The sequence below is a fragment of the Embleya sp. L77 genome (assembly GCF_055557415.1).
Genome location: NZ_CM145710.1, coordinates 371,945 through 395,423 on the forward strand (window position 1 = coordinate 371,945; position 23,479 = coordinate 395,423).

The following is a 23,479-nucleotide window of genomic DNA, read 5'->3' on the forward strand; positions in this document are numbered from 1 at the left end:
GTCGAGAACCCGGCGCGAGAACCCGGAAACCGGAAACCGCGGTCCCGGGCCCGGCCGCGCGGTTACTGCCGGGCCGGCTCCTCCGCCGCCGGATCGCAGCCGCAGCGTCAGGCGTCCACGGTCGGATCACAGGCAAGGAACTCGCGCACCAGTCGGTCCGTGCCCTGCGGTACGTCCTGTGGCAGGCCGTGGTGGGTGGCGCCGGAAAGGAGCGAAGCGCGGGCGTGCGGGATCAGCAGACGCACGTTGCGCAACACCGTGTCCGCGGCCTGCGCGCGGCCTGCCCCGGCAACCAGGACCAGGACGGGAACGCGCAGCGAACGCAGCGCCTTCGCCACCGGACGGGGCCCGGTGACCGGGCGCTCGGTGGGAACGGCGGCCGCGAGCGCGTCGAGGGTGCGCCAGACGTTGTCGGCTCCGGCCCGCCGTGTCTCCCACTCGATGAAGGCCCGACGACGGGCCGGGGTCGGGCGAACGAGGCCGGGCAGGGCGCGCAGAAGATAGCCGAGCCGGAAACGCGCGAAGCACAGGGTGGGGTCGAAAAGAACGAGTCGCTCCACGCGCTCCGGCGCCCACAGGGCGTAGTGCAGGACGATCCACCCACCGTAGGAGTGACCCCCCAGGGCGGACCGCGCCACGCCGAGCCCGTCGAGTACCGCGTCGAGCCAACGGCACAGGTCCTGCGTCGTACGTGGGGGGCGGCCCGTCACCCGGCTGCGTCCCGGCTGCCCCACCAGGTCGACGGCGTAGACCCGGTGCTCTCGGGCCCATTCCGTCGCGCGGTCTCGCCAGACCAGGGATGTGGTGCCGCCGCCGGGAAGCAGCAGCAGCGGTGGAGCGTCTCGGGGCCCCAGCGCGTACACCCGGGTGGGACCGTGGGGCGTGGGAACGGTGAGGTGCTCGGTGGCCGCCGGCCAGGTGGAGAGCGCTTCGTCATAGGCCTGCCGAAACAGTTTCCGACCGTCCATCAGGGCTCCTTTTCGTCTCTCCGTTTCAGGTTTCTCTCGATGAACGATAGTCTCGCCGAACGAGATATGTCCGCCGGGGGTTGCCCGGTGGGCGGATGTGGAGGACCAGTGCGGGAGCCGGACGACACCGAGGGGACCGAACCCGAGGTCGAGGTGTTCCACCTGTTGCGGGCGGTCACCGTCGAATACGGGCGTCGGCAGATGGAATTCGCCGAACGCAACGGCATGCACCCGACCGATCTGCGGACGCTCATCTGCCTTCTCGACGCCGAGCGCGCCGGAGTGCTGGCCACTCCCGGTTGGGTCGGGGCGCGGACCGGCCTGAACTCGGCGGGAACCACATCGGCCATCGATCGACTGGAACGACTCGGCCACGTCACACGTGAACGGGACTCCGAGGATCGACGGCGCGTACTGCTTCGAGTGTCCCCGCAAGCGATGCGCCTTGGACGCACCGCGTTCGGGCCCCTCATCGACGAGGCCACCCGGATCCTGCGGGAGGAATTCAGCGCCGAGGAAGTGGCAATGGTGCGCCGGTACCTCGAGCGCATGCACCACACGATGACCGCGCCGGATCACCGACTCGTCGACTGAACGGCCCCACCACCGCGCAACCGGCATCGGAGGATCCAACGCGGATCGACCCGATCGACACCGATCGACACCGATCGACGGCGCTCGCGGCGAGAGCCGGCGACCAAGCACGAGCGTCTCCGAGGCAAGCAGGCCAGGCGTATTCGGGTGATGCGCGGCCCGGCTAGTGCCGGATCAGGCCCTCGACCGGGACGGGATCGACGTGGCCGGTTGCCGGAAGGGTCTGGGCCAAGGAGAGACCGATGTCGACCAGCGAGGACCGGCGCAGGCCGGCGACGTCGGAGATCACGGTCCACACGGGCTCGCCGGTTTCGCCGTTCGGCTCGGGCCGGAACCGGCCGCCGGTCATACGGACCCGGTAGAAGACGCCGACATTCTGATGCTCGACTCCCGCGCGAGCCTCGGCCGCAGGGATCACCCGTGAGTCCACGCCCAGCAGGCGATCCACCACCGCGACACAACCTGTCTCCTCGGCGACCTCCCGGATCACCGCATCGAACGGATCTTCGCCGTGCTCGACCCGACCACCCGGAAGAGTCCAATTGCTTTCACCCGTCGGTGGCACGTGACGGACGAGCAGCACCCGCCCGTCCTCAATGCACACGGCATACGCCGCCAACCGAAAACTCATCCCCGTGCCTCCCGCCCGGACCCTACCAACATCAGGATCCGCGCATCGCTCCGCGAGTGGAGCCGGATCACAGCAGCCGAATGCGCCGGAAGCGCAGGGTCCGGCAACGATGTACGCATCGACAGCGCCGGCGTCGATGGCGTGGGCCGGGTCGACGCAGGTCCCCATAGGGGATGTCCACGCGTTCACCGCCGGTCGCCTTCGCCCTACCCGTTCACGCAGGTGCGCAGGAATCGCGCCTCGCTCAGGTGCGACGTGCGCGGTATCGCACCCCACATGCGAGCACACCGATCGGTGGTGGGTTCGATGCCGGACCCGGTCAGCACCGCACGCGATTGGCGGGCGTATTGGTCGGTCACGCGATTCCGCTCGTCGTCCTCACCTCCACATCCGGCCACGCCCACGAACGCCAGCGCGATCACCAGTGCGCGAACACGCCACCCCACACGCGTGATTGCCCCGGCCGCGACAAGTGATCGGCGGATACGCAACCCCGGCAGCCCCACGACGAGCCGCCGCCCACCCCGCGAGAGGCTGCGCTCCTCCTTCACGACGGCACAACTCTCGTACTCCTGAACAAGGTTGAGCCCGTCCATGCCCCGACGCATGACATTTCGCCTCTCCTGCCGCGGAAGCGGTGGCGGCCGTCCCCCTCGGAGCGCCGCCGCCTGAACGACGTTAGGGCGGGGCCAGGCATACCACCAGCGACCGGATCTCATGGAACCCATGCGTCCCAGGAATGTGTCGAGGAAGATGGTGACGACCCTGAAGACGATCACCCGGGCGGGACGGACATGTTCGAGATCGACGCGCTGCGGTTGCTCGTGACCGTGGCCGAGAGCGGGTCGTTCACGAAAGCGGCAACCCGGCTCAACTACACGCAGTCCGCGGTGTCCCGCCGGATCGCCACTCTGGAACAGCGGGCCGGTGGACCGCTGTTCGAACGACTCCCTCGGGGTGTCCGACTCAATCCCGCCGGCCGTACCCTGCACCGCCACGCCGTCGAGGTGCTCGACCGCCTGTCACGGGCGGAGCGGGAACTGGCCGCGCTGCACGCCGGACACGGCGGCTTGCTGCACGTGGGCGCGTTCGCCACCGCCAACATCTCGCTCGTCCCCACCGCCCTGCGGGCACTGCGGGACGCCGAGCCGAGTGTCGAGATCGTCGCCGTCGAAGGGCCGACCGACAAGCTGATCGAGCGCCTCGCGGACGGGACTCTGGACCTCGCCGTCGTCAGCGACTACCCGTCCGGTCTGCCGTCGGCCGACGGCGTCACGACGACAGTGCTGTGCGAGGACGAGCTGTTCGTCGCCCTCCCGCGCGGGCACCGCCTGGCCGGAGCCGAGACGGTCGACCTGCGTGAACTGCACGACGCGGCATGGCTCCACAACGCGTACGGAGACCGTCCCACCCTGCTCGCCGACGCCTGCGGCCGGGCGGGCTTCACCCCCAGGAGGATCATCCGGGTCGCGGAGTGGGCCGGGAAGTTCGGCTACGCGGCCGCCGGGCTGGGGGTGGCACTGGTCCCCTCGCTGGCCGCCCGGGCCGTCCCCGACGAACTGGTCCTGCGCCGCCTCACCGACCCGACCCTGCGCCGGACCGTACACGTGGCGCTGCCCACCGCGCCCCTACCGACCGCACTGAAACTGCGGGACCTGCTCCGCGAAGCCGTGGACTGACCGGTTGTCGGCATCGTTCGGGCCGACCGCGGACCACGACCACATCACCCGGACACCCACCACACCCCCTGTACACCCTCGCTGCGCCGACTTGCAGATCATGGCCTGCCGATACTCCGAGCACCGTGTCGTGGACGCCCGCACCCGACAGCCACCCGGCCGCCCCGACCGCCCGCCACCCCGGCCACCCCGGCCACCCCGGCCGCCCACGCGACTCTGCACGAGAGACCTTGAATGCCTTATCGGCGCCTCCGGCTGCGGCGCAGCAGCACGAAGGCGGCGGACACGGCCGCTGCGATGATCAGAGCGGTGCGGTTGGCCTTTGCCATGGACGCGGCCGTTTCGGCCTTCTCCCGGACCGGGTCGGGAGTCTTCTCGGCGGCGACGTGTCCGGCGCGGGCCACACTGCTGCGAACGTGGGTGGCGGCCTGTGCCGCCTTGTCGAGGACCGGATCGGGGGTCTTGTCCTTGACCAGTTCGGTGGCCTGTGCCGCCTTCTCCCGAAGCCGGTCGGTGACGTGCGCGGCCTTCTCGGCGGTTTGTTCCTTGATATCGGCCGCCTTCGTCTTGGCCTGGGCCTTGACGTCGGTCTTGGCTGCCAGCGCCTCCACCGTCCGGCCGAGCTCCTCGCGGGTGTGCTCGACCTGCTCGCGCAGTCGTTCGGGTGTCGGTGTGGAGTTCTCGTCCTGCGGCTGGTGGGTCATCGGTGTGCCTTCTCCTTGATCTCGGCGACATCGGCCTTGACGCTGTCGATGGTCCGTTCGGGTACGGGGGTGCCGGCCTTGGCGATCTGCTTCTTCCCCGCGACGGCCATTCCCGCGGCGACGGCCGCCAAGAGGGCGGCGGTGATCAGAGCCGAGGCCCATACCGGCAGGAGCAGGGCGAGGGCTGCGATCACGGTGACGACGAGAGCCTGCGCGGCCAGGATGCCGACCAAACCGGCGCCGCCGAACAGGCCACCGCCCACTCCGAAGCGTTTGCCCTTTTGGGTCATCTCCGCCCGGGCCAGCTGCATCTCTTCGCGGACCAACTCGGAGATTTGCTGCGACGCTCGTGAGACGAGATTGCCTACCGACTCGTCGGTACCGCTGCGGCCCGGCTGTCCAACGCTGCTCATGGCTTCCTCACCTTCCTCCTCGTGCTTCGTGGAACTCTTCGGCGCGATGGCGACCAACGGCCTCGCCCCCGGATTACCGCCTGCCGGCGGCCCAGGTGAGACCGGTCGTACCCCCAGGGGCGCGTCCGCGTCACGTTCGCGGAGTCGGCGCCGTTCAAGCACGGCAGCTACCCCGCAACCTGCCGGTCACTCACCGGCCGGCCATCTCATCGCCGAGCCGCCGATCCGGGAGCGGGGTCCCGGTCCGCGTGCACGTGCACGTTCACGTCCCGGTCGTTCCGTGCGGCAACACCATGCTCAAGAGCACCTGACGACGGCGCCGGCGCTGAGCCGTGCCAACCGTCGGCCAACCGGCGTATACCGGCTCGGCGGGCAGCACTCCCCTCCCCTTGGACCGGTGGGAAGTCGAGCCGAGCAGGTCCACCTCGATGGGCAACCACCGGATGGCCACTCTGTAGGGGTTCGTCACCGCGGGCGCTCAGCCCTCACCCCCACCACGCCGCCCCCGGGACCCATCGGCGCAGCAGCATGCGCGGGGCGTGGCGGACGAGCCAGGCGCCGGCGAGGCCGATGGCGGCACCGGCGGCAACGTCGGTGGGATAGTGGGCGCCGGATTGCACTCGTTCGGCGGCGACCATGGCGGCCGGCAGTGCGCACACGGCGGCCGCGCGCGGCCAGGACGGGGCGACGGCGGCGGTGAACGCGACGGCGGCGGCCGTGTGCCCCGAGGGGAACGAGGAGGAATCGGGACGGTCCTCGACCTCGTCGTGCGGAATCCACTCCTTCGGAGGGCGCGGACGGTCGACCACACGCTTGACCACGCCGTTCGCCACCACCTGTGCCACCACCAGCGCGGACAATCCCGCCGCCGCCGAGACACGCCCGCGCGACCCGCCCACCGCCGCCATCACCACCGCGGCGGCGCACCACAACTTCGAACTCTCCGCCGCCTCCTCCACCCCGGACAGAATCCGGCCCACCTTCGCCGGGACGCGCGACGCGACCAGCCGGGTCCAGACGCGATCGGCATCACCCAACCCGCACGGCATCCTCATGACCATGCGCATGTCCCCGGCACGCCGCCCTATTCCTCCTTGCGGCTTCCTCCTTGCGGCTTCCTCCTTGCGGCCACGCCTCGCTCCCCGCCCGCGAATGCGTCTCCTCGCCGGTTGTCCCCATCGCGGGGCAGCTGTGTCGCGTGTCCACGGTGCGGCGGTGCGCCCGTCGAGCATGGTGGAACAGTGCCAGGCGGCGTGTCGCGCTCCCCCGGGCCGCTCAGGTGTGCTGGGGGCGGCCGAAGAGCAGGTCGTAGCCCGGCGGGAGTTGAAGCAGGATCCGGCGGGTGAGTTCCTCGCCCGCGGCGTCGGCGGCCACGCTCAGGACGGCACTGACGTCCCAGGCCGCGGTGCGTTCGGTGGCTCCCTCGATCCACGCCGCGGTGGCCCGTACGAAGCGCTCCGGCGGGAGTGGTTCCGCGGCCTGCAGCGGGTTGAGAAGAACCAGGGCGAAGGTTTCCGGGAGCCGGGCAGCCAACTCGGCCCGCACCCCGCCCACCAGGTGCGCGCCGAGCAACGCCAGAACGGTCCGCGCGGCTCGCTCGGCTTCGCGCGGTGTGGCGTACTCGCCGCGTTCCTGTACGCGGTCGATGAACGCATCCCATCGCATGGCCACTTCGGTCCTTCCATGTCGGCACGAAGAACGAGGCATGATCAAGCGGGGGGCGGGACCCGAGGGGCGATGGATACCGTCCCCCGCCGTTCGCGCGGCCGGGGAGCCGACTCCTCAGCCGTCGATCTGCCTATGCTCGGATTCCCCGCCGATCGCGATCCTGCGAGGCTTCGCGCGCTCGGCGATCGGGATGCGCAGCGTCAGCACCCCGGCCTCGTAGTCGGCCGTGATGCGCTCGGTGTCCAGGGTGTCGGCCAGCACCAGTTGGCGGGAGAAGACGCCGAGGGGCCGCTCGGACAGCTCCATCTGCGTGTCGTCCGCCTTCGCCACCGGCCGGCGCTCGGCCCTGACGGTGAGCATGTTCCGCTCCACGTCGATATCGATCGCGTCCTTCGCGACACCGGGCAGATCGAGGGCGATCACGTACTCCTCGCCCTCGCGGTAGGCGTCCATCGGCATCGCCGAGGGCCTGGACCAGGTACCGGACACCCCGGTCAACTGCTGGGCGAGCCGATCGAGTTCACGGAAAGGATCGGTACGCATCAACATCTCGGAAACACCTCCACCGGGTCCGGCGGGTCCGGCGGGAACCGCCGATCCGTTTCGTACGACACCTTTGTAACACGTCATCCAAACGATGACAAGCAAAATGTCATCGAAGGGATGACGGGATACACAAGAGGAAGGCCCGTCCTGCCGAACACGTCCCGTTCCTCCCGCGACTCCGTGTCCTTCCTCGCCGCCGCAGCGGCACGCGATGCGACCGCGGCGCAGTCGTCCGCCCCCGCCCACAAGACACTCCCCGGGCTCGGGCCGGCCGGGGTTCCCGGCGACCCGGCACGCTCCGACTCGCCTTGCCTTGCCTCGCCTCGCCTTGCCTTGCCTTGCCTTGCCTTGCCTCGGCGTGCGTCCCCCAGCGATGGATCCAACCAGACTGCGAGGGCATGGAAAGAAGCCCTTATGGAAGCCGGGATGGCTTGCTGGTCTCGTTCCGGCCATGGACGTTCACCGATTGCCCGACCAGCATGTCGCCGACGTCGCCGATGTCGGCAGCTTGCACGGCGTCGATCGCCTTGCCGAGTTCGACGGTCTCCTGGTCGTCGCTTCCCTTGAGCCGGTCGATGGTCTCCTGCGGGACTTTCTGCGCAGCCGTGACCAGGTCCGCGATAGCCTGCTCCGCACCCATGGGCCAATACCTTTCTTCGTGGGGAAGGTTCGGGTCATTCGTAGGATCGGGGCACCCAGGGAGTGCCGGATATGGCCGGCGTGAGCAAGCCGAGCACAGCGACTCGCCCGAAACGGATCACGGCGCCGTGACCGCGTCGTTCGGCTCGCGACGCATCCGAAGCAGGCCCGGTGCCGTCCGCGAGCACGGACGACGCGTGCACGAGCCGGGCCGTCAGTTGCGGTGGCCGCGTTGGCGGCGGGTGGCGCCGCTGTCCGCCTGCCACTGCACCTGGTCCTGGGCGCCCGTCGCATCGGGTGCGGTGGCGCGGACGCCGACACCATGGTCCTGGACGAGGGACCAACCCAGGCTGCCGGCGGCCAGCGTGAACGCCATACCGATCGCCGACATGATCACACCCAACGTCGCGCTGCGGGCCGGCCCGTGCCAATGCGAGGCGTACACGGCCAGCGTGATCGCAAACAGGGCCAGCGACACCACGTTCAACGCGCCGTGCCGCATCCCCACCCGCTTGGCCGCGGAGCCCTTGGGAATACCCATCGCCAGGTCGACCAGCCCGGGAATCGCCGCGAGCACCGCGCCGGCCACGCCCGCGATGTTCAGCACGATCGCGAAATCCAACCAGAACTGGGATCCCTTGGCCGCGTAGACCGCGTAACCCACCAACGCGCCCGTGTATCCGGCGATCGGAAACGCCACGAGCATCGGATGAATCGGATGCCCCATGATTGTTGCCTTGCTGTACATCGCAAACCTCCGCAGCTGAGAGAACGAAACCGCTCGATCCCTGTGCCCGAGTCGACCCGCCTCACACCCTGATCACGACAGCCCGCCTTCGCGTGTTCGGTCCGGGAGGCTCCCACGCCGCTGCCCCGAGTGGGATGGCGCGCGCCGACATGGAAAAGCGGGGACGGAACGCTGCGGCCGATCGTCCTCCTGGGAGCGGCCACCTGCGCCGCGCTCACCCTCGGTGGTGGCGCCTGGCCCGCGGGTCTGCCGCAGTGGTGCCGAGGCGCGATCCAAATTTTTCGAAGTCGGTGGTCCGCGGATGTCGAGAACGTGCCACCGGCTCCGTCCCAGGGACATCAGCGGCCACCACCGGCCGCACGAGGAAGAAGGAGTAACGGGCATGGGGATTCAGCGGATGGACAACGTCGGCATCGTCGTCGAGGACTTGGATGCCGCCATCGCGTTCTTCGTGGAACTCGGTATGGAGCTGGAGGGCAGGGCGGAGGTCCAGGGCCCGGTCGCCGACCAGTGCACCGGACTCGACGGCGTCCACTGTGACATCGCGATGGTCCGGACCCCGGACGGTCACAGCCGACTCGAGCTGGCGAAGTACCGCAGCCCCGCGGCGATCAGCGCGGGGCCGCGCAACCGGCCGCACAACATCCTGGGCACGCACCGCGTCATGTTCGCCGTGGACGACATCGAGGACACCGTCGCCCGCCTGCGCCCACACGGCGCCGAAGTCCTCGGCGAGATCGCCCGGTTCGAGGACAGCTATCTGCTCTGCTACCTCCGCGGCCCGGAGGGCATCATCGTCGGACTGGCCGAGCAACTGCGCTGAGACGAAGAAACCCGAACGAACCACGCGGACGGCGGGCTTTCGGGTCGTCAGGGGCACCCCTCTCCCGTCCCGGCCGCCTCTCCGGGCGCGCGCCGGTCTCAGGATTGTGGCGGGTAGATCAGGTGTCCGTTCCGGACGACGGCGTGCTTGTTCAGTACTGCCGGCCTCGCCGTCGTGGGCGACAGGATGTCCACCACCTGCACGCCCTCGACAAGCAGCGCATCGGTGACCAGTCTGCGATGGCAGCGCCACGGCACGGCCTCGCTGCACATGATCGCCGGCCGTTCGTGTCCGGCGAGGTCGAGTAGTTCGTTGAGCCCTTCCCTGAAGTCGTCGCCCGCCATGTAGTCGGCGTAGTCACGGAAGGCCTTGACGCGCCAGGCACCGTTCACGCTCGGGACGCCCTTGGGGGTGTGCCGCCGGCCGCCCAGCTTCGGAATCCACCGGTATCCGATATCGGGAGGAAGAGCCTTGACGATCGCCTCTCGGCTCCATTGCGGGAATCTTTTCGAGGACGGGAACGAGCGCACGTCGACCAGGCAGGTGATCTCGTAATTGCGCAACATGTCCAGCACCTCGCCGAAGTCACGCGTCGAATGCCCCACCGTGCAGATGCGGTTCCTCATCCTGCCTCCTCACACCTTTCACTCGTTTGGCCTGCCCCTTCGGGCTGCCCCCGAAGACCCGACCCCTGTGCGTCACCGGGGTGCACGCCACGGAGGAGGCGCACGTACCGAAAATCCCCCAGATGGGCGCGCCCGGACCGGGGTTGAGTGGGCCGTGGCAGCTGCATATCTTGTTGGTGAACGCGTACTTTTCTCGTCGATCGGGAGATGAGAACGGTGGCAGTGGAACAGCAGGATCCCTACGTGGTACTCGGGGTTTCGCGGACCGCGTCGGACGTCGAGATCGCGGCCGCGTTCAGGGCACTGGTCCGGGCGTTGCATCCGGACTCCCGACCGGATCGGCCCGAGGCCCGTGAGCGGTTGCAGGCCGTGCTGACCGCCTACCACGCCCTCCGGAAGTCCCGGCGTCGTGCCACACACCATGTGCGAAACACGACAGTCCCGGACGCGCCGCGCCCGCCCGAGCGACCCGTCGCGCCAAGGTTCGTCCGCGCCGTCGACGGTGAACGATGCGCTGTGCTGTACGGTCTCGCGCCCCGTTCGTGGACCCGGACGCCACTACTGCGCGCGGGCCCGGTGCGGTGGACCCCTGAATGAGCGGCCGAATGAACGGCGCGGACGCAACACCGCGCCTGGGCAGCTGAGCGGGCGCGTGCGCGATGCCCCAGGCGCTTCAGGACTCGATGTACGGCCGCCGCCGAAGACAGGCCACATGATCGCTTGGCTGCCTCGTATCCCGGTATCTCCGGTGTCCTGACGACCTCCTCGACGCACAAACTCCGGATCCGGACCACTTGGAACGTCCCCCTATCGTGGCCCGATATCCGGCGCCGGTACGGGCACAGGTACAGGTCAGGGCTTCGCGGAGACCGGGAAGCACGGTGAGCGGTGAGCCGCGCGTGGCGCCGGTTGTCACAACGGCGGGACCGGCGGTGTCTTCATGCCGAACAGGCCGACAGGCCCCGGACAAGGAGAACACCGTGGCACCACGTATCCCGAAGGCGGAGCTTCCCACCGAGATGAGGGAAAACCTGATCAGGCAACTCGGCGCCGTGCCCGAACCCGTCGAGGTCGTCTTCAACAACCCCGACGTCGCCATATCCAGCCAGGAGTTCTCGGCCAGGGTGGGCGCGTGGAATGCGGCCGACGCGAGCCTCAAGACGTTTGCGCACATGGCCGTCGCCGCTCAGGTCGGCTGCAGTTGGTGCCTCGACATCAACTACTTCGCGGCGCTGAACCAGAACCTGGACCCGGCCAAGGCCGCCCAGGTGCCGCGCTGGCGCGAGTCCGAGGTGTTCACGCCGCTCGAGCGGGAGGTGATGGAGTACGCCGAGGCCATGACGAACACACCGACAACCGTCACGGACGAGTTGTCGGCGAGTCTGCTCGACCGTCTCGGCCCGGCGGCGCTGGTCGAACTCACCGTGTTCATCGGCTTCGCCAACCTGTCGACCAGGACCAACACGGCGCATGGGATCACGTCGCAGGGCTACTCCGATGCCTGCGAGATTCCGTTGGCCGCGCGTCCCGGGAAGCCCGCGGCGGCGTCCACGCCATGACCATGGATCCGTTCGTTGCCCATCGCAGCCTGCTGTTCACGGTCGCCTACGAGATGCTCGGGTCGGCGGCCGACGCGGAGGACGCGGTGCAGGAGTCCTGGCTGCGGTGGGCCGCCGTCGACCACTCACAGGTGCGTGATCCGCGGGCGTACCTCGTCCGGACCGTCACGCGGCAGGCGCTCAACCGCCTCCGAACGTTGTCGCGCAGTCGCGAGGACTACGTGGGCGAGTGGTTGCCGGAACCCCTGCTGACCAGTCCCGACATCGCCGAGGACGTCGAACTCGCCGAAAGCGTCTCGATCGCGATGCTGACCGTACTCGAAACGCTCGGGCCGACGGAGCGTGCGGTGTTCGTGCTCCGCGAGGTCTTCGACCTGCCGTACGGCGAGATCGCAGAGACCGTCGGGAAGTCCCCGGCCGCAGTGCGGCAGATCGCCCGGCGGGCACGCGAGCACGTGGCGGCTCGGCGGCCTCGGGTACAGGTGAGCCGGACGGAGCAGCAGGCCGTGGTGGAACGATTCCTGGCCTCGTTGCGAACCGGGCAGTTGCAGGAGCTGCTCGAGGTCATGGCACCGGACGTGGTCCTGATCGCCGATGGCGGCGGGCTGGCGGCCGCCGCTCTGGCCCCCATCCACGGAGCCGAACCGGTCGCGACGGTGCTCGCCCGCGCGAACCGGGTGGTGGCCGCGTTCGAGACGGCGACCGTTTGGCTCAACGGCGCGCCTGCGGGCCGATTCGAGATGGACGGCGAGCCGACCGCGGTGAGCCTGGTGGTGGAGAACCGGCGGATCACCCGGATCTACCTGATGAGAAACCCGCAGAAGCTCACTCGGCTCGACGAACCGGCCGAACTCACCAGGTGAGCCCACCACCGCTCCGGCAACGTGAGTGTTCCGGGTGGCGAGACCGCCCGGAACACTCACGCCCACACCCTGATCGCCACCGGGCCACCGGGCCACCGGTGGATGGGCTGCCGTTCAGGCTGCGGCCGTGGAGTTCGCCTGTTCGGCGCTGCGGCGGTGTTCGGCGTTGACTCGATGGACTTCCTCGAGTCGGTTCTCGAGGGTGACGATGCGGCAGGCGGCCTCGATGGAGGTCCCGTGGTCGGTGAGTTCCCGGGCGCGGGCCGCGATGCGCAACTGGTGGCGGGAGTACCGGCGGTGTCCGCCCGCGGAGCGCTGCGGGGTGATCAGGCGGGCTTGCTCGACGGCGCGCAGGAAACTCGGGGTGGTGCCGAGGAGTTCGGCGGCCCGGCCGGTGGTGTAGGCGGGGTAGTGGTCGTCGTCGAGACGGCCGGGGTTGTCTGCTGTCATCGCACCTCTTTGTTGTCGGTGGAACGCGTGGAGGGGCCCTGGTGCCGTTGGCACCAGGGCCCCGAAGGAACTGCTACACCATCCGCCGGCCCGTGTTTCGAGCCGGCCTCTCGTTTCCGCGCGCCCGACCGAACTGCGGTCGGAGGTGCGGGGATCGCGGTTGCTCGACCGGAGACCACCTCACTATCGAAGTCCTCTGCGGTACCCGGGCCCCAATTTCCGCCCGAGCGATCCCGATGGCGCTTCCACTCCTTCGTTCTTCCTCGGTGACCATCTTGCCTACTACGGGTACTGCTCTTTCGGTGCTGCGTACTGCTCTACCGGTACTGCCTTCGTGCCGCGGGTGATGCGTACTGCTGCGTGAACTGCGGTATTGCCGACGGCGGCCCTCAACCGCTCCGGGCCACCCGGTGCGACCGTCAGTCCCGTCGCCGTCCTGCGACAACCCTGGCTTCGGGACTCCACAAGCGCACCGTCCTGCGAACTGCAACTACGTGTACTTCGCCGGCAGTTCGTCTCTGCCAGGCCCTTCGGTCTCGCTGAGCTACGAGAGAAACCATAACTGCAACACCACCCAATGTCTATCCCAGCCACCACAGATTTTCGCGTGCGCGACAATCAGGTAATCAACCCCGACCGGCGATGCGACGGCGTGCCGAGGCCGTCACGAGGGCGCGACTCGGTCGTTGGTCTTCTTACGGCCACGACGACGCCCGATCGCGCGGAACCTCGACAACGGACCGGTCCCCCGCGATGGGTACGCCGAGGAGCTCGTGTGCGCGGTGTTGCGCCGATCGGGCCTCGGGCAGGCCGTCCCGGCCCCAACCCAGGAGGTCGACGGCGGTGGCCGGGTCGACCAGGAACCGGCGCCATTCCCGGCCGGTCGCCGGATCCGGACCGGCCGGGCCGAGCCGGGCGAGACTGGCCGCGTACCGTGCCCGGGCAACCGGCGCGCCGCCGTGGACGAGCGCGTCGTGGTCGTGGAGGTAGCCGAGATAGGTACTCGCGCCCAGCACGGCGCCGGCTTCCTCGTACGCCTCGCGGGTCAACGTCCCCAGCGCGTCGGTGTCCTCGTCCTCGGTGCCGCCCCCGGGCAGCGCGAGCATGCCCTGGTCTGCCACCAGGAGAACGCGCCCGTCGTCGGCGAACAAAGCGACGAGGGCGGACGATGGGGGTGGCGGCGAGCGTTGCTGCCGCCACCCCCACGGCCCTTCGGGTGCGTTGGGGCACCCTCGTGTGGTTCATGCTCTTCCGGGCCTCATCGGTGGCGAGGTCGCCGGGTGTCGACGACCGAGCCGGCGTGTCGCTCCGGGCGTCGCGCTCGGTGTAGCCGGCTCGGGGCGGACGTGTCGTTTCTAGTACGACAGGTCCGTCTGGTCCACGAACACCTTGCCGCGGATGTGCAGGTTTCCCTCGGAGTCGAGGACCGCGATGATCTTCTTCGCGGAACCGTGGTGGGTGGTGAAGTAGATCTTGTCCGCCTCCTGGGAGGAGGAGTAGTTCGTGTTCACCGACAGTTCGATGCTCACCGGCGAGCTGATGAGCACGTCCTTCTTGTCCGTTCCCGGGTAGACCTGGTTCTCCCGCAGTTTGATCCGGGCGTGGGTGTCGCCCTCGTCCCAGTCCGATGCCCGTCCGAGATCGATATCCGTCATGAGGCTTCCTCTCATGTCCCCGGCGGCCCTGTCCCCTCTCGCGGGCTGCGATCGTTCCGCATGCGAAGCCCGACGGGACGCGCCCGCCCTCCAGTGAAGAGCCTTGCCCGGCCCGGGCAACGCCGTTGAGCTCCCGGGCCGAGCACGAACGTACCCATGCGGGTCCCCGGCCGGTACCGGATCGCACATGTTTGGCTCAATTGCTCGGTATCAGCTGCTTTTTGGTCAACTCGACGTGTATTGACACGTGTCGCATACGGGCGCCGGCCGTGCCGCGCCCCCACGCCGCCACGACGACGGCCCCCGGCGAGTCACGCGCACCGGCGGCGGCACCTCGCGCGGTGTTCCTCGTCGGGTCGAGCCGCCGTCCACGAGCGGTGACCCGACCACCCGTTACTCCGTTGGAGTGATCCGCCGGGAAGCGGAAGCCCGTAGGTGGGCCGGGCCGGGTGGAGACCGCGAAGATTGCGCGAGGCGATGAGTGTGGCCGCGGAGATGCAGTGGTACCTGTTGCCGCCGCTGACGATGTCCGTGCCCCAGGTCGCCATGGGCGCGGCCGTCGAGCCCGCGTACGGAATCGCCGGCGACAGTTTCGACTACGCCCTCAACGACAACATCCTGCACGGTTCATGATCGAATGGCGCGGCGGCACCGCCGGCCATCTCGCCTTCTCCCCCGAGTGACCGGCCGCCGCCGACAAGACGGGGAAACGCTCCGGCCCCACCGACGCGGCGAGTTCCCCGGTTGCCGGCGGCGCGGACGCTCCCCCGGGATGCGGTGGCGCGGCACCCGGCGCGCCTTGGCCGTGGTGCGAGTCGAGGCCCGGGAAGGCGTCCCGTGTCGGCGACCGACCCCGCGCCCCCTTCGGTGCGATGAACACCCTCTCGGCCGCGCCACCGAGAAGTACCGATCCATGTGTGTTTCCCTGAGATCGTCCCTGTGACCACGAGGCCGGCGGGAACGCGACACGGCGGCGTCCGAGGGCTGCCGTGTAAAGGGCCGCGTCCCCGCCGACCGTCGTGTGACCGGCAAGCGCCCACCCCGGCAAGGGTGGTGTGGGCGGGCCGGGCCGTGGAAGGCATCGAGGGTGGCCCCGCCCCGGGCCACCCCGTGTCCGACCCGTCCGCACCCCGGCATCGGGCGCACACAACCCCCGGAGGCCAGCCCAGCCATGACCGGTCCTCGCACCGACACCGAGCCCGCCGTCACCCGCCTGCGCGCGGCCACCGACCGAGACCTCACCCGCCTCGCCACCCTGCAAGCGGGCACGTTCGCGCACGCTCGACTGCGCAACAAGATCATCGAGAACAACCTCAATCTCGTCACCCACGCCTGCAACCGCTACACCCATCGCGCCGACCTGCGCGAAGACCTGCGCCAGGTCGCCGCGATCGGCCTGATCAAGGCTGTCGACGGCTACCGCCCCGGCCACGGCGCCGGGTTCCTCGCCTACGCGATGCCCACCATCTCCGGCGAGCTGAAACGCTACTTCCGCGACCACACCTGGGCCGTGCACGCCCGCCGCGGCGAACAGGAGTTGTACCTGCGCCTCGTGCGCGCCCGCGACGACCTCTCCATCCGGTTCGGGCGCGAACCCGACCACACCGAACTCGCCGCCCACCTCGACATGGACACCACCGAGGTGCGCATGGGCCTGGATCTGGGGGCGGCCCTGCGCGCCGACTCCCTGGACGCGCCCCCGCCCGGCGGCAACCCCGGCGACCGCCCGGGATCCGGATACGACCTGTGTGGGGAGTCCGACCCCGCCCTGGACCTCGTCGACAACCTCCAGTCACTGCGTCCCCTGATCGCGGCGTTGGACGAACGCGACCGGCGCATCCTCAAACTCCGGTTCTGGGACGACCTCACCCAAGCCGAGATCGGCAAGGCGCTCGGCCTCTCCCAGATGCACGTATCCCGTTTGCTCACCCAGGCCTTCGCCGCCCTGCGCGCGGGGATGCTCGCCCCGACCTGAACCCACCGGGCCCGCGGCCCCGGACAGGGCGAAAGCGCCTCCGAGGCGAACCGGCGGCCACACCCATCACGGTGGCACCGGTAGTCACCCCGGTTTCCGGCACCGGGCGCGGGCTCCCCCGCGCGCGGGATTCGGTCGGGAGGCCGTAGGGAAAGAAGAGGTCATCGTCGGATCTGCCGGTACGAGAGGTCGGATGATCATGACCGGACACGCCCGCGCGCCCATGGCCGCGCGACGATCGGAAGGGTCGGTACAGGTTCGAGGCGTCGCAGGGGCAGCGCCTCCGGTCGGGGCGGTGTTGTGCGCCTTGAGGGGCGTCTCGTATCCGGCCCGTGCCGGGCAACTGGCCGAGCACGCCGCACACAACCGGGCCGGACGAGAAATCGTCGACGCCCTGCGGGCCCTGCCTCCGCGCGCCTATGAGGGACCCAACCAGGTCTGCATGGCACTGTATGGCCGATTCTGCCAAGTCGAAGCCATCCTGTGAACGTTTTGTCCCGAGGCCCGGCGCAAAGAGGCCCGGCGCAAAGGGGAGAAGGCCGTTCGCGCGAACGGTTCCCGGCCGGGTCAAACCGACCCGGGGAACCTCGCCTCCGGTTCGCCCGGCCTACCCGACCGTCGAGCGGAGTTCGCGCCGGACCCGGCTTCGCCGTGCCGGAACGGGTACACACCCCCGGTTCCCGCGAAGGAGGCACGTGTGCAGACGTTCTTGCCGGTCCCCGGCTTCGAGGCGACGGCGCGGTCACTCGACGACCGCAGGCTCGGCAAGCAGCGGGTGGAGACCTTCCAGATCCTGCGGGCGCTGGTGTGGCCGACCTATGGCTGGAAGCACCATCCGGCGGTCGCGATGTGGCGGGGATTCGTTCCGGCGCTGGTCTGCTACGGACTGGCGATGTGCGCCGAGTGGACCCGTCGCGGGTTCCGGGACACGGTGGCCGCACAACTGCTCGAATTCACCGGCGGGCGCGCCCCGTACCGACCCGATCTGTATCGCGACGGCCTGCTGCCGCCGTGGCTGGGCGAGGAGGCCCTCCACGCAAGCCACCGATCCGTGCTGGTGGCCAAGGACGAGGAGTACTACCGGGGACGATACGAACCGGATCTGCCCGCCGACCTCCCGTACGTCTGGCCCCTCCCGCGTTACCCCCGGTGGCCGATGTCGGTCGGGGCTGCACGCGCGCACGAGTTGACACCCGCCCTGCACGCCCTGGGCCGGGACCGGGCAACCGCACTCGAACGGGAGGCGTTCCAGGCGATCGCCGAAGGCCACGACTTCGAGGCGGACGCCTCCGGCGCACTGGGACGCGACCTCGCACTACTCGCCGGCCTGGGACGGCCCGGTCCGACGATCTGGTTGACGGGCGCACCTCTTCCGGACGCGGCTCGGGCCACGGACACCGGCGCGGCCACAGCCGCGCCCGGCGCGTCCGTCCCCGATGACGACGACACCGCAGCGGGCCGAAAGTCGATCGCCCGTACCCCGGATGCCGCCGCCCGCCGAGCCATGCGCGACCAGGCACGCTCACCGGTACGCGTTCGCTTCCTACGGCCGGACCAGCCGATCGTCGACCGGTGGGGTCGACCGGGCCTGCTCGTCGTGGACCACGTCGAGATTCGGGATCGGGTCGCCCGACCCAAGGGCGTACCGATCCTGCGCCTGCGGTCGGCGTGATCCGGACGCCGCCCACCGGCGGGTGCACTCGGTATAACGTTCGGCCCGTCCTCGGCCAAAAGGGCGCCCATCGGGCCCTCCTCGCCCGCCGTCGCCAGGCCGACCGCGACGGCCGCGCCCGCGCTCGGATGTACGCGTCGAGGTCGTCGGCGCACACCGCGCCACGCACCTCGGCCCCGCCAGACCCGCGAACGGGGTACAAAAGACGAACACGACGGCGCCGGCGCTTCCCGACGGCGGAGCCGTCCCGTTCCGGTGCGGGGAGGGTGATGGAGTCAGACCACGGCATATCGGTCCCCGAGGTACCCATGGTCCCGCCGTCGCCTCCGACCACGTCCAGCGGCCGGATCGCCCTGGACGGCGGCCCCGGGACCGCTGCCCGCGCGCGTCGGGCGGTGCGCGCGTTCATGGATCCGCGGGCGGACGCGATCCGCGCATTGGCCGGCACGGTGGAATTGATCGTCAGCGAACTCGTCACCAACGCGGTACGGCACGCCCCCGGTCCGTGCGTCCTGGAAATCGAGGACGTCGACGGCGAGGTGCGCGTGACGGTCCACGACACCAGCCCCGAACATCCCGTTCGACGAGCCGGCGATGCGTACCGACCCAGTGGGCACGGCCTGGAACTCGTCCGGTCCCTCAGCACCCATCTGCTCGTCGTGGACCACCACGACGGCAAAGCCGTCATCGCCCGCATCCGTTACGCCGACGGACCCCGATGAGCGACCGCCGATTCAAGCGCGTCACTACCGCCATCGCACCACACTGTCCAACGGCGCCCACCACGTCGATCCGGTACGAGGGACGAGAACGTCACTGCTGAGGCGGTCCGTTCCACAACCGGATCACCGTAGCGGCCAGTTCCTTCAGAAGGCCGGCGCGTGCGGCCGCCTTCGTTGCCCGGAACTCGAACTCCGACTTCCCGTCCTTGCGTTTGATCCGCACATCGATCTTCGTCTGCAGCCACCCCACGACTCCGGCCAGAACCACCACCGCGGGCACGGCCAGGTCGGTACCCAGCCGGGTATCCGACGGCGGCTCCGCCACCACGGCCCGCACCACGTCGGCGGTCGCGGGGTCCTCCACCAGGAGGACGAGGACCCTGCGTGCGGCCGCGTACTGGTCGACCCCGTCCAGGTCCGCAGCCTCCGTGCCGGTGTGCCCGCCGGCTTCGAGCAGGGCGGCCAACAGGGCCGCGGCCTCGTCCCTATCCATGGGTCGGGCCTCGGGTGCCACATCGGCGGTGAGATCCTCGGTCACCTCCTGTAGGGCCAGGATCAGCGAGCGCTCGTCGAGTTCGGCAATCGCAGCTGCGGTCACGTGTGCCTCCAGACACCGAACAGAGCCAGTGCGGCCCAGTGATAGGGGTGGGTCTCCCAGTGGCCGCCGGGCTGCCGCATCATGGCGCGCTGGGCCTGCCATAACGCCCGCCATGGCGGCTGCCCCGGCGTGGCCGGGTCGTCGCAGAGCAGAAGGCGGTAGAAGTCCGCGAAGAGTCGGCGCGAACTCGTGTCGTCGACGTCCCACAGCGTGGCGACGACCGTGCGCACTCCGGAGTGCAGGAGTGCTTGGACGACGCCCTCCAGGTAGCCCGTGCTCTGTGCGTCCCAGCGGGCGGTCGAACAGGCCCTCAGCGTCAGCAGGTCGAGCCGCAGGCCCTCCCGCGCCAGCCGGCGGGCCGTCAGCAAGTGGTCCAGCCTGGTCTGCACGTCGACGGTGTGCGGGTGCCGGGCCGGGCGCTGCCCGCCGTACGAGAAGAGTAGTCCCGAGTCCAGGGGCTCGGTCGGGTCGAACCAGCCGTGCCCGGCCAGATGTGCGATCGAGGCGCCTCGGAGCCCGATGGCCACCACGTCCGGTGTCGCCCGGATTCCCGTGTCGCCGACGACAGACCGGCCGCAGCTCGTGACCAGTTCGGCGTCGTGCTCGAGCCGCCCGGGCTCGGGGTCGTCACGGTCCGCGGTCCCCGCGACGTACACCGTGGAGCTGCCCTTCGCGGGCGGTAGATCGGCGAGTCTGAGCAGCATCGTGGCGCTGGTGACCTGTACGACGGCGTGTCGCTCCGCCAGCGGGCGGTCATCGCCGGGCAGCGGCAGCGCGTGAAGCGGCAGATTGTGCAATGGGCCGCCGGCGGCGACACACAGCAGTTGCCTTCCTGTCACATGTGGCAGGAAGGCAAGGAGACCGTCGGCCAATTCCTCGAAAAAGGCCAGACTGCGTTTCCAGGGCCGGCGGGCCGGCAGCGGCGCCTGCGGCGGGAACGCCTCCGGATCGCCGTCGAAGGCACGGCGCAGCCGCTCCGCTGCCTGGCGCAGTGTCCGCTCGGTCAACGGGGTCCGTACGGCGGTGAGTCGGTCCGTCGCCGCTACGTACGTGAAGATCGTGACGACATCGTGGCCGCAGAAGTACGACACGAAGGCGCACTCGGCGGCGTCCGGATGGTTGCGGAGATATCCGCGCAGCGCAGGAAACCTCGCTGGGACGGGCGACTGGCGGCCGGTGCCCCCCGTCCAAGTCTTGTATTCCTCGTGCACGTCGAAGGCCAGTTCCAGTGGGGACTCGGCGGTGCCCGGCAGGCGCAGTTCCTCTCCGTGGTCGAGAAGCAGGTCGAGAAGTGATTCGTAGACACCACGGTGCAGCGCCACCTGCGCGGGCCAATCCTGGGCGCTCCGACGTTCCGACGGCACCCGCACCAGCCGCTCGCGGGCCTCCCAAAGTCCATCGAAGGCGTCCTGGCGGGCCGGAGCGTGCTCGGTCCACCGCATCAGAGTGCGGGCCAGGCGCACCGTCGCCAGAAGCCCCATCTGCACGGATGGTGGCTGCTGTGAGCCTTGGGCGGTGAGTTCGCGCAGTATCGCGACTGCGTCCGCGTGCCGTCCGGCTTGCTCGTGCCGAGACGCGTGCGCCAGCCCGAACAGCAGCCGTGAGGTCCCGGAGGCGAAAAGATCGGGACGGGTGTCCCGAAAGGCGTCGGCGGTGGTCAGTAGCAGGTCCCCGGCCGCGCCTATGTGCTCGGCGCGGGTCACCACCAGGGACATGCCCTCCTCCATGACATACGTCACGGCGCTGATGGACTTCGCCAGCGCTTGGAAGTATGCCTCGGCGGCCTCATGCTCGTTTCCCGCGGCGCGGGCCAGGTCTCCGATGCCGATCAGGGCGTGAACCGCGCTCAGTCCCTCGCCCCCCTCCTCTTCGAGAAGTCGCAGCGCCCGCTCGTAGCAACTTCGTGCGGCCTTCGGTTCGCCCGCCTCCCGGTAGGCACGGCCGAGGTTGTTCAGCGCACCGACCAAGCGACCTCCGTTCACCTCGACATAGGACAGTGCCCGGCGGGCCTCGCGCACACCTTCCCGGATCAGGCCCGCCTTCTGGTACGAGCCGGCGAGAGCAGTGCGTGCCTGGTATTCGCCCTCCGAGTCGCCGCAGGCCCGCGCCGCCTCGATCGCCTGCCCGAAGGAGAATCTGGCCTGCTCGTACGCACCGTTGTCGTCGCACAGCAGACCACGCAGAAAGTGGCGGTGGGTCTGCAGTTGCATGACGAGCGCATCGTCCCCGGACGCGATCGCGGTCCCCGGACCGAAAGGGACCTGGTCGAGCAGCGCCAATGCTTCCCCGGCCCGTCCCGCCGACCGAAGGGCGCCGGCCAGGTGCATCCGCAGTGCCACGATCCTCGGTATGGCATCCGGACCGGATGGCGGCATCGCGTCGGCCCGTCGCAGCACCGAGAGCGCGGCGTCCAGTGCGCCGAGTTCGCTCAACTCCCTGGACTCCCGCTCCAGTCGGTCACGGGGGTCATCGCTTGTAACCCGGTATCCCGACGGCCGGGCTCCGTGGCCCTGCCGCGTCATGGTGGTGACCCGCTCGAAGGCGTACGTCAGGGCCGCGTGCAGGCCCTCGACCGTACCTTTGTGGAATTCCGCGAGGGCGGCTTCCTCCGGGCGGCCCTCGGCCTTCAACCCGACGCACAGACGGTCCAGTTCACCCAGCAGCACATCGGGGTCGAAACGTCCGGCGGCCCTGGCCAGCAGGCCTTCCGCGTGCCGGGCCGACATCGCGGACAACAGTGCTCGGGCCAAGTCGCGCTCGCCCCGGTCCCGGCCGCTCTCGGACCTCGGCATCTCACCCACGGTCGAGGTCCGCCGGATCACCGGCGCCGACCGTGCGCATGGCGAGCCGCACGTCTTCGCGGTCCGTCTCGTCGGCGGCAGTGGCATAGGCGCGCCTGAAGTGGTGCCGGCCGAGTTCCTGCGCGCCCAAATTCCAGTAGAACTGGGCCACATGGAAGTGGACGAGGTGATCTGCGGATGGATCTGTGGCCCACTCGTCGGTCAATCTGCGTGCCTCGGCGTAGTCGCCCATGTGATAGACGGCGGAGACAAGATCGAAACGGTAGCCGTGATTGGCGGGAGATCTTTGTACTTCCAGGCGAAGTTCCTCCACGGCATCCCGGTCACCGGCGAACGCCCGCCGTCCGACCTCACGCATCCGCTGCGCCCGTGACTCGGCGTGCCGCTCTTGCATGGGATCGGTGTGCCACTCCCGGACGGTGGCCAGCAGGGTCGAATGGGGGGCCACCCTCTCCAGTTCCAGGAGGACATCGTTGAATTCGGGCGAGAAACCCTCGGCGGCGATCAGCGCGGCCGCCAGGATCTCGAGCGCGTCGGGGTCGTCGACGGCCGCACGGCGCGCTTGTCGTGCCGCTTCGAGGAAGTCCCGGCTGGTGACACCGCTGCCGGGAACCTGCGCCAGGCTGCAGAGCAGTCGTGCCAACTCCTTGAGTTCTTCCGCGGACGTCAGACCCCGCTCGAACCGCTCCCGGGTGGCGGCAACCCGTAGTTCCAGATATCGGACCTGCCTGGCCGTGTCTTGTCGAGCGTCTTCCAGTTCGGTGATCCGCTGCTCGACCAGTTGCCGTTCCTGGGTGCCGATGCCGGTCCGGCCGCGGCACGCCTCCAGTGTGCGTGCGCACGCGTCGACACGGCCTGCCATCAGATGACTGGTGGCGAGATTCAGATACGCATACACAAAGTCGGGTCGGTGCTCGATCAGTGTGCGCCACACGCGCTCCGCGTCGTCTTTGCGTCCGAAAGCCAAGAGCGCGGCCGCGTATTGGTTCACGGCCGACGAATCGCCCGGCGCGGCTGCGTCGGCCAATTGCCGCAGTGCTTGCGCCCGTTCCGCTTCGGGACGGTGGCCCTGTAACGCCGCGATCGGATCTCCGGGCAGCTTCGGTCCGTCCAGTAACAGCGACCAGTTGAGTCCGTTGTGCATG

Annotated in this window: 25 protein-coding genes and 3 pseudogenes; 11 read left to right on the forward strand and 17 right to left on the reverse strand. The window is 69.6% G+C overall.

Annotated elements, in window-relative coordinates:
- Positions 1 to 107: 107 nt before the first annotated feature.
- A complete protein-coding gene (locus ACZOOI_RS31570; RefSeq protein WP_465282967.1) occupies positions 108 to 968 on the reverse strand; it encodes an alpha/beta fold hydrolase in 861 nt (286 codons plus the stop codon).
- A gap of 108 nt (positions 969 to 1,076) precedes the next feature.
- Here ACZOOI_RS31570 and ACZOOI_RS31575 point away from each other — a divergent pair, with 108 nt between their 5' ends.
- Positions 1,077 to 1,562 (forward strand): MarR family winged helix-turn-helix transcriptional regulator, encoded by a 486-nt coding sequence (locus tag ACZOOI_RS31575; RefSeq protein WP_465282968.1) that lies wholly within the window; start codon positions 1,077 to 1,079, stop codon positions 1,560 to 1,562.
- A gap of 163 nt (positions 1,563 to 1,725) precedes the next feature.
- Here the strand turns inward: ACZOOI_RS31575 and ACZOOI_RS31580 are convergent, their stop codons facing one another.
- Complete coding sequence (locus ACZOOI_RS31580; protein WP_465284192.1) at positions 1,726 to 2,193, reverse strand: NUDIX hydrolase; 468 nt, start codon at positions 2,191 to 2,193, stop codon at positions 1,726 to 1,728.
- Positions 2,194 to 2,399: 206 nt separating this feature from the next.
- On the reverse strand, positions 2,400 to 2,639 hold the full coding sequence (locus ACZOOI_RS31585) for a hypothetical protein (protein ID WP_465282969.1): 240 nt from the start codon (positions 2,637 to 2,639) through the stop codon (positions 2,400 to 2,402).
- A 348-nt stretch (positions 2,640 to 2,987) separates the two neighbouring features.
- On the opposite strand from ACZOOI_RS31585, the gene ACZOOI_RS31590 reads away from it, so the two are divergent.
- Positions 2,988 to 3,872, forward strand: coding sequence for a LysR family transcriptional regulator (locus ACZOOI_RS31590; RefSeq protein WP_465282970.1), 885 nt, complete (start codon positions 2,988 to 2,990; stop codon positions 3,870 to 3,872).
- A gap of 239 nt (positions 3,873 to 4,111) precedes the next feature.
- Here ACZOOI_RS31590 and ACZOOI_RS31595 read toward each other — a convergent pair whose 3' ends face one another.
- The 7 genes from ACZOOI_RS31595 to ACZOOI_RS31625 form a co-directional block, all read right to left on the reverse strand.
- On the reverse strand, positions 4,112 to 4,576 hold the full coding sequence (locus ACZOOI_RS31595; RefSeq protein WP_465282971.1) for a DUF3618 domain-containing protein: 465 nt from the start codon (positions 4,574 to 4,576) through the stop codon (positions 4,112 to 4,114).
- A complete protein-coding gene (locus tag ACZOOI_RS31600; protein ID WP_465282972.1) occupies positions 4,573 to 4,989 on the reverse strand; it encodes a phage holin family protein in 417 nt (138 codons plus the stop codon). The genes ACZOOI_RS31595 and ACZOOI_RS31600 overlap by 4 nt, the downstream gene beginning before the upstream one ends.
- Before the next feature lie 485 nt (positions 4,990 to 5,474).
- Positions 5,475 to 6,026 (reverse strand): phosphatase PAP2 family protein, encoded by a 552-nt coding sequence (locus ACZOOI_RS31605; RefSeq protein ID WP_465282973.1) that lies wholly within the window; start codon positions 6,024 to 6,026, stop codon positions 5,475 to 5,477.
- A 238-nt stretch (positions 6,027 to 6,264) separates the two neighbouring features.
- Positions 6,265 to 6,660: a DUF2267 domain-containing protein gene (locus tag ACZOOI_RS31610; protein ID WP_391583111.1), complete on the reverse strand. Its 396-nt coding sequence runs from the start codon at positions 6,658 to 6,660 to the stop codon at positions 6,265 to 6,267.
- A gap of 111 nt (positions 6,661 to 6,771) precedes the next feature.
- A complete protein-coding gene (locus ACZOOI_RS31615; RefSeq protein WP_465282974.1) occupies positions 6,772 to 7,206 on the reverse strand; it encodes an Hsp20/alpha crystallin family protein in 435 nt (144 codons plus the stop codon).
- A 409-nt stretch (positions 7,207 to 7,615) separates the two neighbouring features.
- Entirely contained in the window at positions 7,616 to 7,843 is a 228-nt protein-coding gene (locus ACZOOI_RS31620; protein ID WP_465282975.1) for a hypothetical protein, read from the reverse strand.
- A gap of 213 nt (positions 7,844 to 8,056) precedes the next feature.
- The gene (locus ACZOOI_RS31625) at positions 8,057 to 8,590 is read right to left on the reverse strand and encodes a DUF2231 domain-containing protein (protein ID WP_465282976.1); all 534 of its coding nucleotides are present in this window, start codon (positions 8,588 to 8,590) and stop codon (positions 8,057 to 8,059) included.
- A 382-nt stretch (positions 8,591 to 8,972) separates the two neighbouring features.
- Here ACZOOI_RS31625 and ACZOOI_RS31630 point away from each other — a divergent pair, with 382 nt between their 5' ends.
- Entirely contained in the window at positions 8,973 to 9,413 is a 441-nt protein-coding gene (locus tag ACZOOI_RS31630) for a VOC family protein (RefSeq protein ID WP_465282977.1), read from the forward strand.
- Between the two features lie 98 nt (positions 9,414 to 9,511).
- Here the strand turns inward: ACZOOI_RS31630 and ACZOOI_RS31635 are convergent, their stop codons facing one another.
- On the reverse strand, positions 9,512 to 10,039 hold the full coding sequence (locus ACZOOI_RS31635; RefSeq protein ID WP_465282978.1) for a DUF488 domain-containing protein: 528 nt from the start codon (positions 10,037 to 10,039) through the stop codon (positions 9,512 to 9,514).
- A gap of 207 nt (positions 10,040 to 10,246) precedes the next feature.
- Here ACZOOI_RS31635 and ACZOOI_RS31640 point away from each other — a divergent pair, with 207 nt between their 5' ends.
- From ACZOOI_RS31640 to ACZOOI_RS31650, 3 genes are all read left to right on the forward strand, one after another.
- On the forward strand, positions 10,247 to 10,636 hold the full coding sequence (locus tag ACZOOI_RS31640; protein ID WP_465282979.1) for a DnaJ domain-containing protein: 390 nt from the start codon (positions 10,247 to 10,249) through the stop codon (positions 10,634 to 10,636).
- Positions 10,637 to 11,019: 383 nt separating this feature from the next.
- Positions 11,020 to 11,598 (forward strand): carboxymuconolactone decarboxylase family protein, encoded by a 579-nt coding sequence (locus ACZOOI_RS31645; protein WP_465282980.1) that lies wholly within the window; start codon positions 11,020 to 11,022, stop codon positions 11,596 to 11,598.
- Complete coding sequence (locus ACZOOI_RS31650; protein WP_465282981.1) at positions 11,595 to 12,461, forward strand: RNA polymerase sigma-70 factor; 867 nt, start codon at positions 11,595 to 11,597, stop codon at positions 12,459 to 12,461. Before ACZOOI_RS31645 ends, ACZOOI_RS31650 begins: the two co-directional genes overlap by 4 nt.
- 114 nt (positions 12,462 to 12,575) lie before the next feature.
- On the opposite strand, the gene ACZOOI_RS31655 is transcribed toward ACZOOI_RS31650, so the two are convergent.
- The 3 genes and pseudogenes from ACZOOI_RS31655 to ACZOOI_RS31665 form a co-directional block, all read right to left on the reverse strand.
- Positions 12,576 to 12,911 (reverse strand): MerR family transcriptional regulator, encoded by a 336-nt coding sequence (locus tag ACZOOI_RS31655; RefSeq protein WP_465282982.1) that lies wholly within the window; start codon positions 12,909 to 12,911, stop codon positions 12,576 to 12,578.
- A gap of 695 nt (positions 12,912 to 13,606) precedes the next feature.
- Positions 13,607 to 14,071, reverse strand: a pseudogene (locus ACZOOI_RS31660) (NUDIX hydrolase); the annotation flags it as partial.
- A 195-nt stretch (positions 14,072 to 14,266) separates the two neighbouring features.
- Entirely contained in the window at positions 14,267 to 14,566 is a 300-nt protein-coding gene (locus ACZOOI_RS31665; protein WP_465282983.1) for a DUF6342 family protein, read from the reverse strand.
- Between the two features lie 462 nt (positions 14,567 to 15,028).
- On the opposite strand from ACZOOI_RS31665, the pseudogene ACZOOI_RS31670 reads away from it, so the two are divergent.
- From ACZOOI_RS31670 to ACZOOI_RS31690, 5 genes and pseudogenes are all read left to right on the forward strand, one after another.
- Positions 15,029 to 15,190 (forward strand): annotated as a pseudogene (locus tag ACZOOI_RS31670) (serine/threonine-protein phosphatase); the annotation flags it as partial.
- Between the two features lie 547 nt (positions 15,191 to 15,737).
- Complete coding sequence (locus tag ACZOOI_RS31675) at positions 15,738 to 16,541, forward strand: sigma-70 family RNA polymerase sigma factor (RefSeq protein WP_465282984.1); 804 nt, start codon at positions 15,738 to 15,740, stop codon at positions 16,539 to 16,541.
- 307 nt (positions 16,542 to 16,848) lie between these two features.
- Positions 16,849 to 17,028 (forward strand): DUF2795 domain-containing protein, encoded by a 180-nt coding sequence (locus ACZOOI_RS31680; protein WP_465282985.1) that lies wholly within the window; start codon positions 16,849 to 16,851, stop codon positions 17,026 to 17,028.
- Between the two features lie 210 nt (positions 17,029 to 17,238).
- Positions 17,239 to 17,673: pseudogene (locus ACZOOI_RS31685) on the forward strand (MSMEG_6728 family protein); the annotation flags it as partial.
- Between the two features lie 809 nt (positions 17,674 to 18,482).
- Positions 18,483 to 18,935, forward strand: a complete 453-nt coding sequence (locus ACZOOI_RS31690; protein WP_465282986.1) for an ATP-binding protein — start codon at positions 18,483 to 18,485, stop codon at positions 18,933 to 18,935.
- A 91-nt stretch (positions 18,936 to 19,026) separates the two neighbouring features.
- Here ACZOOI_RS31690 and ACZOOI_RS31695 read toward each other — a convergent pair whose 3' ends face one another.
- Genes ACZOOI_RS31695 through ACZOOI_RS31705 form a run of 3 tightly spaced genes read right to left on the reverse strand, consistent with a single transcriptional unit; the run spans position 19,027 to position 23,478 of the window.
- Entirely contained in the window at positions 19,027 to 19,533 is a 507-nt protein-coding gene (locus ACZOOI_RS31695; RefSeq protein WP_465282987.1) for a hypothetical protein, read from the reverse strand.
- The gene (locus ACZOOI_RS31700; RefSeq protein ID WP_465282988.1) at positions 19,530 to 22,325 is read right to left on the reverse strand and encodes a CHAT domain-containing protein; all 2,796 of its coding nucleotides are present in this window, start codon (positions 22,323 to 22,325) and stop codon (positions 19,530 to 19,532) included. Before ACZOOI_RS31700 ends, ACZOOI_RS31695 begins: the two co-directional genes overlap by 4 nt.
- A gap of 1 nt (position 22,326) precedes the next feature.
- Complete coding sequence (locus ACZOOI_RS31705) at positions 22,327 to 23,478, reverse strand: hypothetical protein (RefSeq protein ID WP_465282989.1); 1,152 nt, start codon at positions 23,476 to 23,478, stop codon at positions 22,327 to 22,329.
- Position 23,479: the final 1 nt, after the last annotated feature.

Coding starts and splice junctions, on each gene's coding strand:
- ACZOOI_RS31620 (WP_465282975.1), bottom strand. CDS start 7,843: ATGGGTGCGGAGCAGGCTATCGCGGACCTGGTCACGGCTGCGCAGAAA.
- ACZOOI_RS31700 (WP_465282988.1), bottom strand. CDS start 22,325: ATGCCGAGGTCCGAGAGCGGCCGGGACCGGGGCGAGCGCGACTTGGCC.
- ACZOOI_RS31615 (WP_465282974.1), bottom strand. CDS start 7,206: ATGTTGATGCGTACCGATCCTTTCCGTGAACTCGATCGGCTCGCCCAG.
- ACZOOI_RS31650 (WP_465282981.1), top strand. CDS start 11,595: ATGACCATGGATCCGTTCGTTGCCCATCGCAGCCTGCTGTTCACGGTC.
- ACZOOI_RS31690 (WP_465282986.1), top strand. CDS start 18,483: ATGGAGTCAGACCACGGCATATCGGTCCCCGAGGTACCCATGGTCCCG.
- ACZOOI_RS31600 (WP_465282972.1), bottom strand. CDS start 4,989: ATGAGCAGCGTTGGACAGCCGGGCCGCAGCGGTACCGACGAGTCGGTA.
- ACZOOI_RS31635 (WP_465282978.1), bottom strand. CDS start 10,039: ATGAGGAACCGCATCTGCACGGTGGGGCATTCGACGCGTGACTTCGGC.
- ACZOOI_RS31595 (WP_465282971.1), bottom strand. CDS start 4,576: ATGACCCACCAGCCGCAGGACGAGAACTCCACACCGACACCCGAACGA.
- ACZOOI_RS31675 (WP_465282984.1), top strand. CDS start 15,738: ATGACCGGTCCTCGCACCGACACCGAGCCCGCCGTCACCCGCCTGCGC.
- ACZOOI_RS31630 (WP_465282977.1), top strand. CDS start 8,973: ATGGGGATTCAGCGGATGGACAACGTCGGCATCGTCGTCGAGGACTTG.
- ACZOOI_RS31570 (WP_465282967.1), bottom strand. CDS start 968: ATGGACGGTCGGAAACTGTTTCGGCAGGCCTATGACGAAGCGCTCTCC.
- ACZOOI_RS31590 (WP_465282970.1), top strand. CDS start 2,988: ATGTTCGAGATCGACGCGCTGCGGTTGCTCGTGACCGTGGCCGAGAGC.
- ACZOOI_RS31655 (WP_465282982.1), bottom strand. CDS start 12,911: ATGACAGCAGACAACCCCGGCCGTCTCGACGACGACCACTACCCCGCC.
- ACZOOI_RS31665 (WP_465282983.1), bottom strand. CDS start 14,566: ATGACGGATATCGATCTCGGACGGGCATCGGACTGGGACGAGGGCGAC.
- ACZOOI_RS31640 (WP_465282979.1), top strand. CDS start 10,247: ATGAGAACGGTGGCAGTGGAACAGCAGGATCCCTACGTGGTACTCGGG.
- ACZOOI_RS31580 (WP_465284192.1), bottom strand. CDS start 2,193: ATGAGTTTTCGGTTGGCGGCGTATGCCGTGTGCATTGAGGACGGGCGG.
- ACZOOI_RS31625 (WP_465282976.1), bottom strand. CDS start 8,590: ATGTACAGCAAGGCAACAATCATGGGGCATCCGATTCATCCGATGCTC.
- ACZOOI_RS31705 (WP_465282989.1), bottom strand. CDS start 23,478: ATGCACAACGGACTCAACTGGTCGCTGTTACTGGACGGACCGAAGCTG.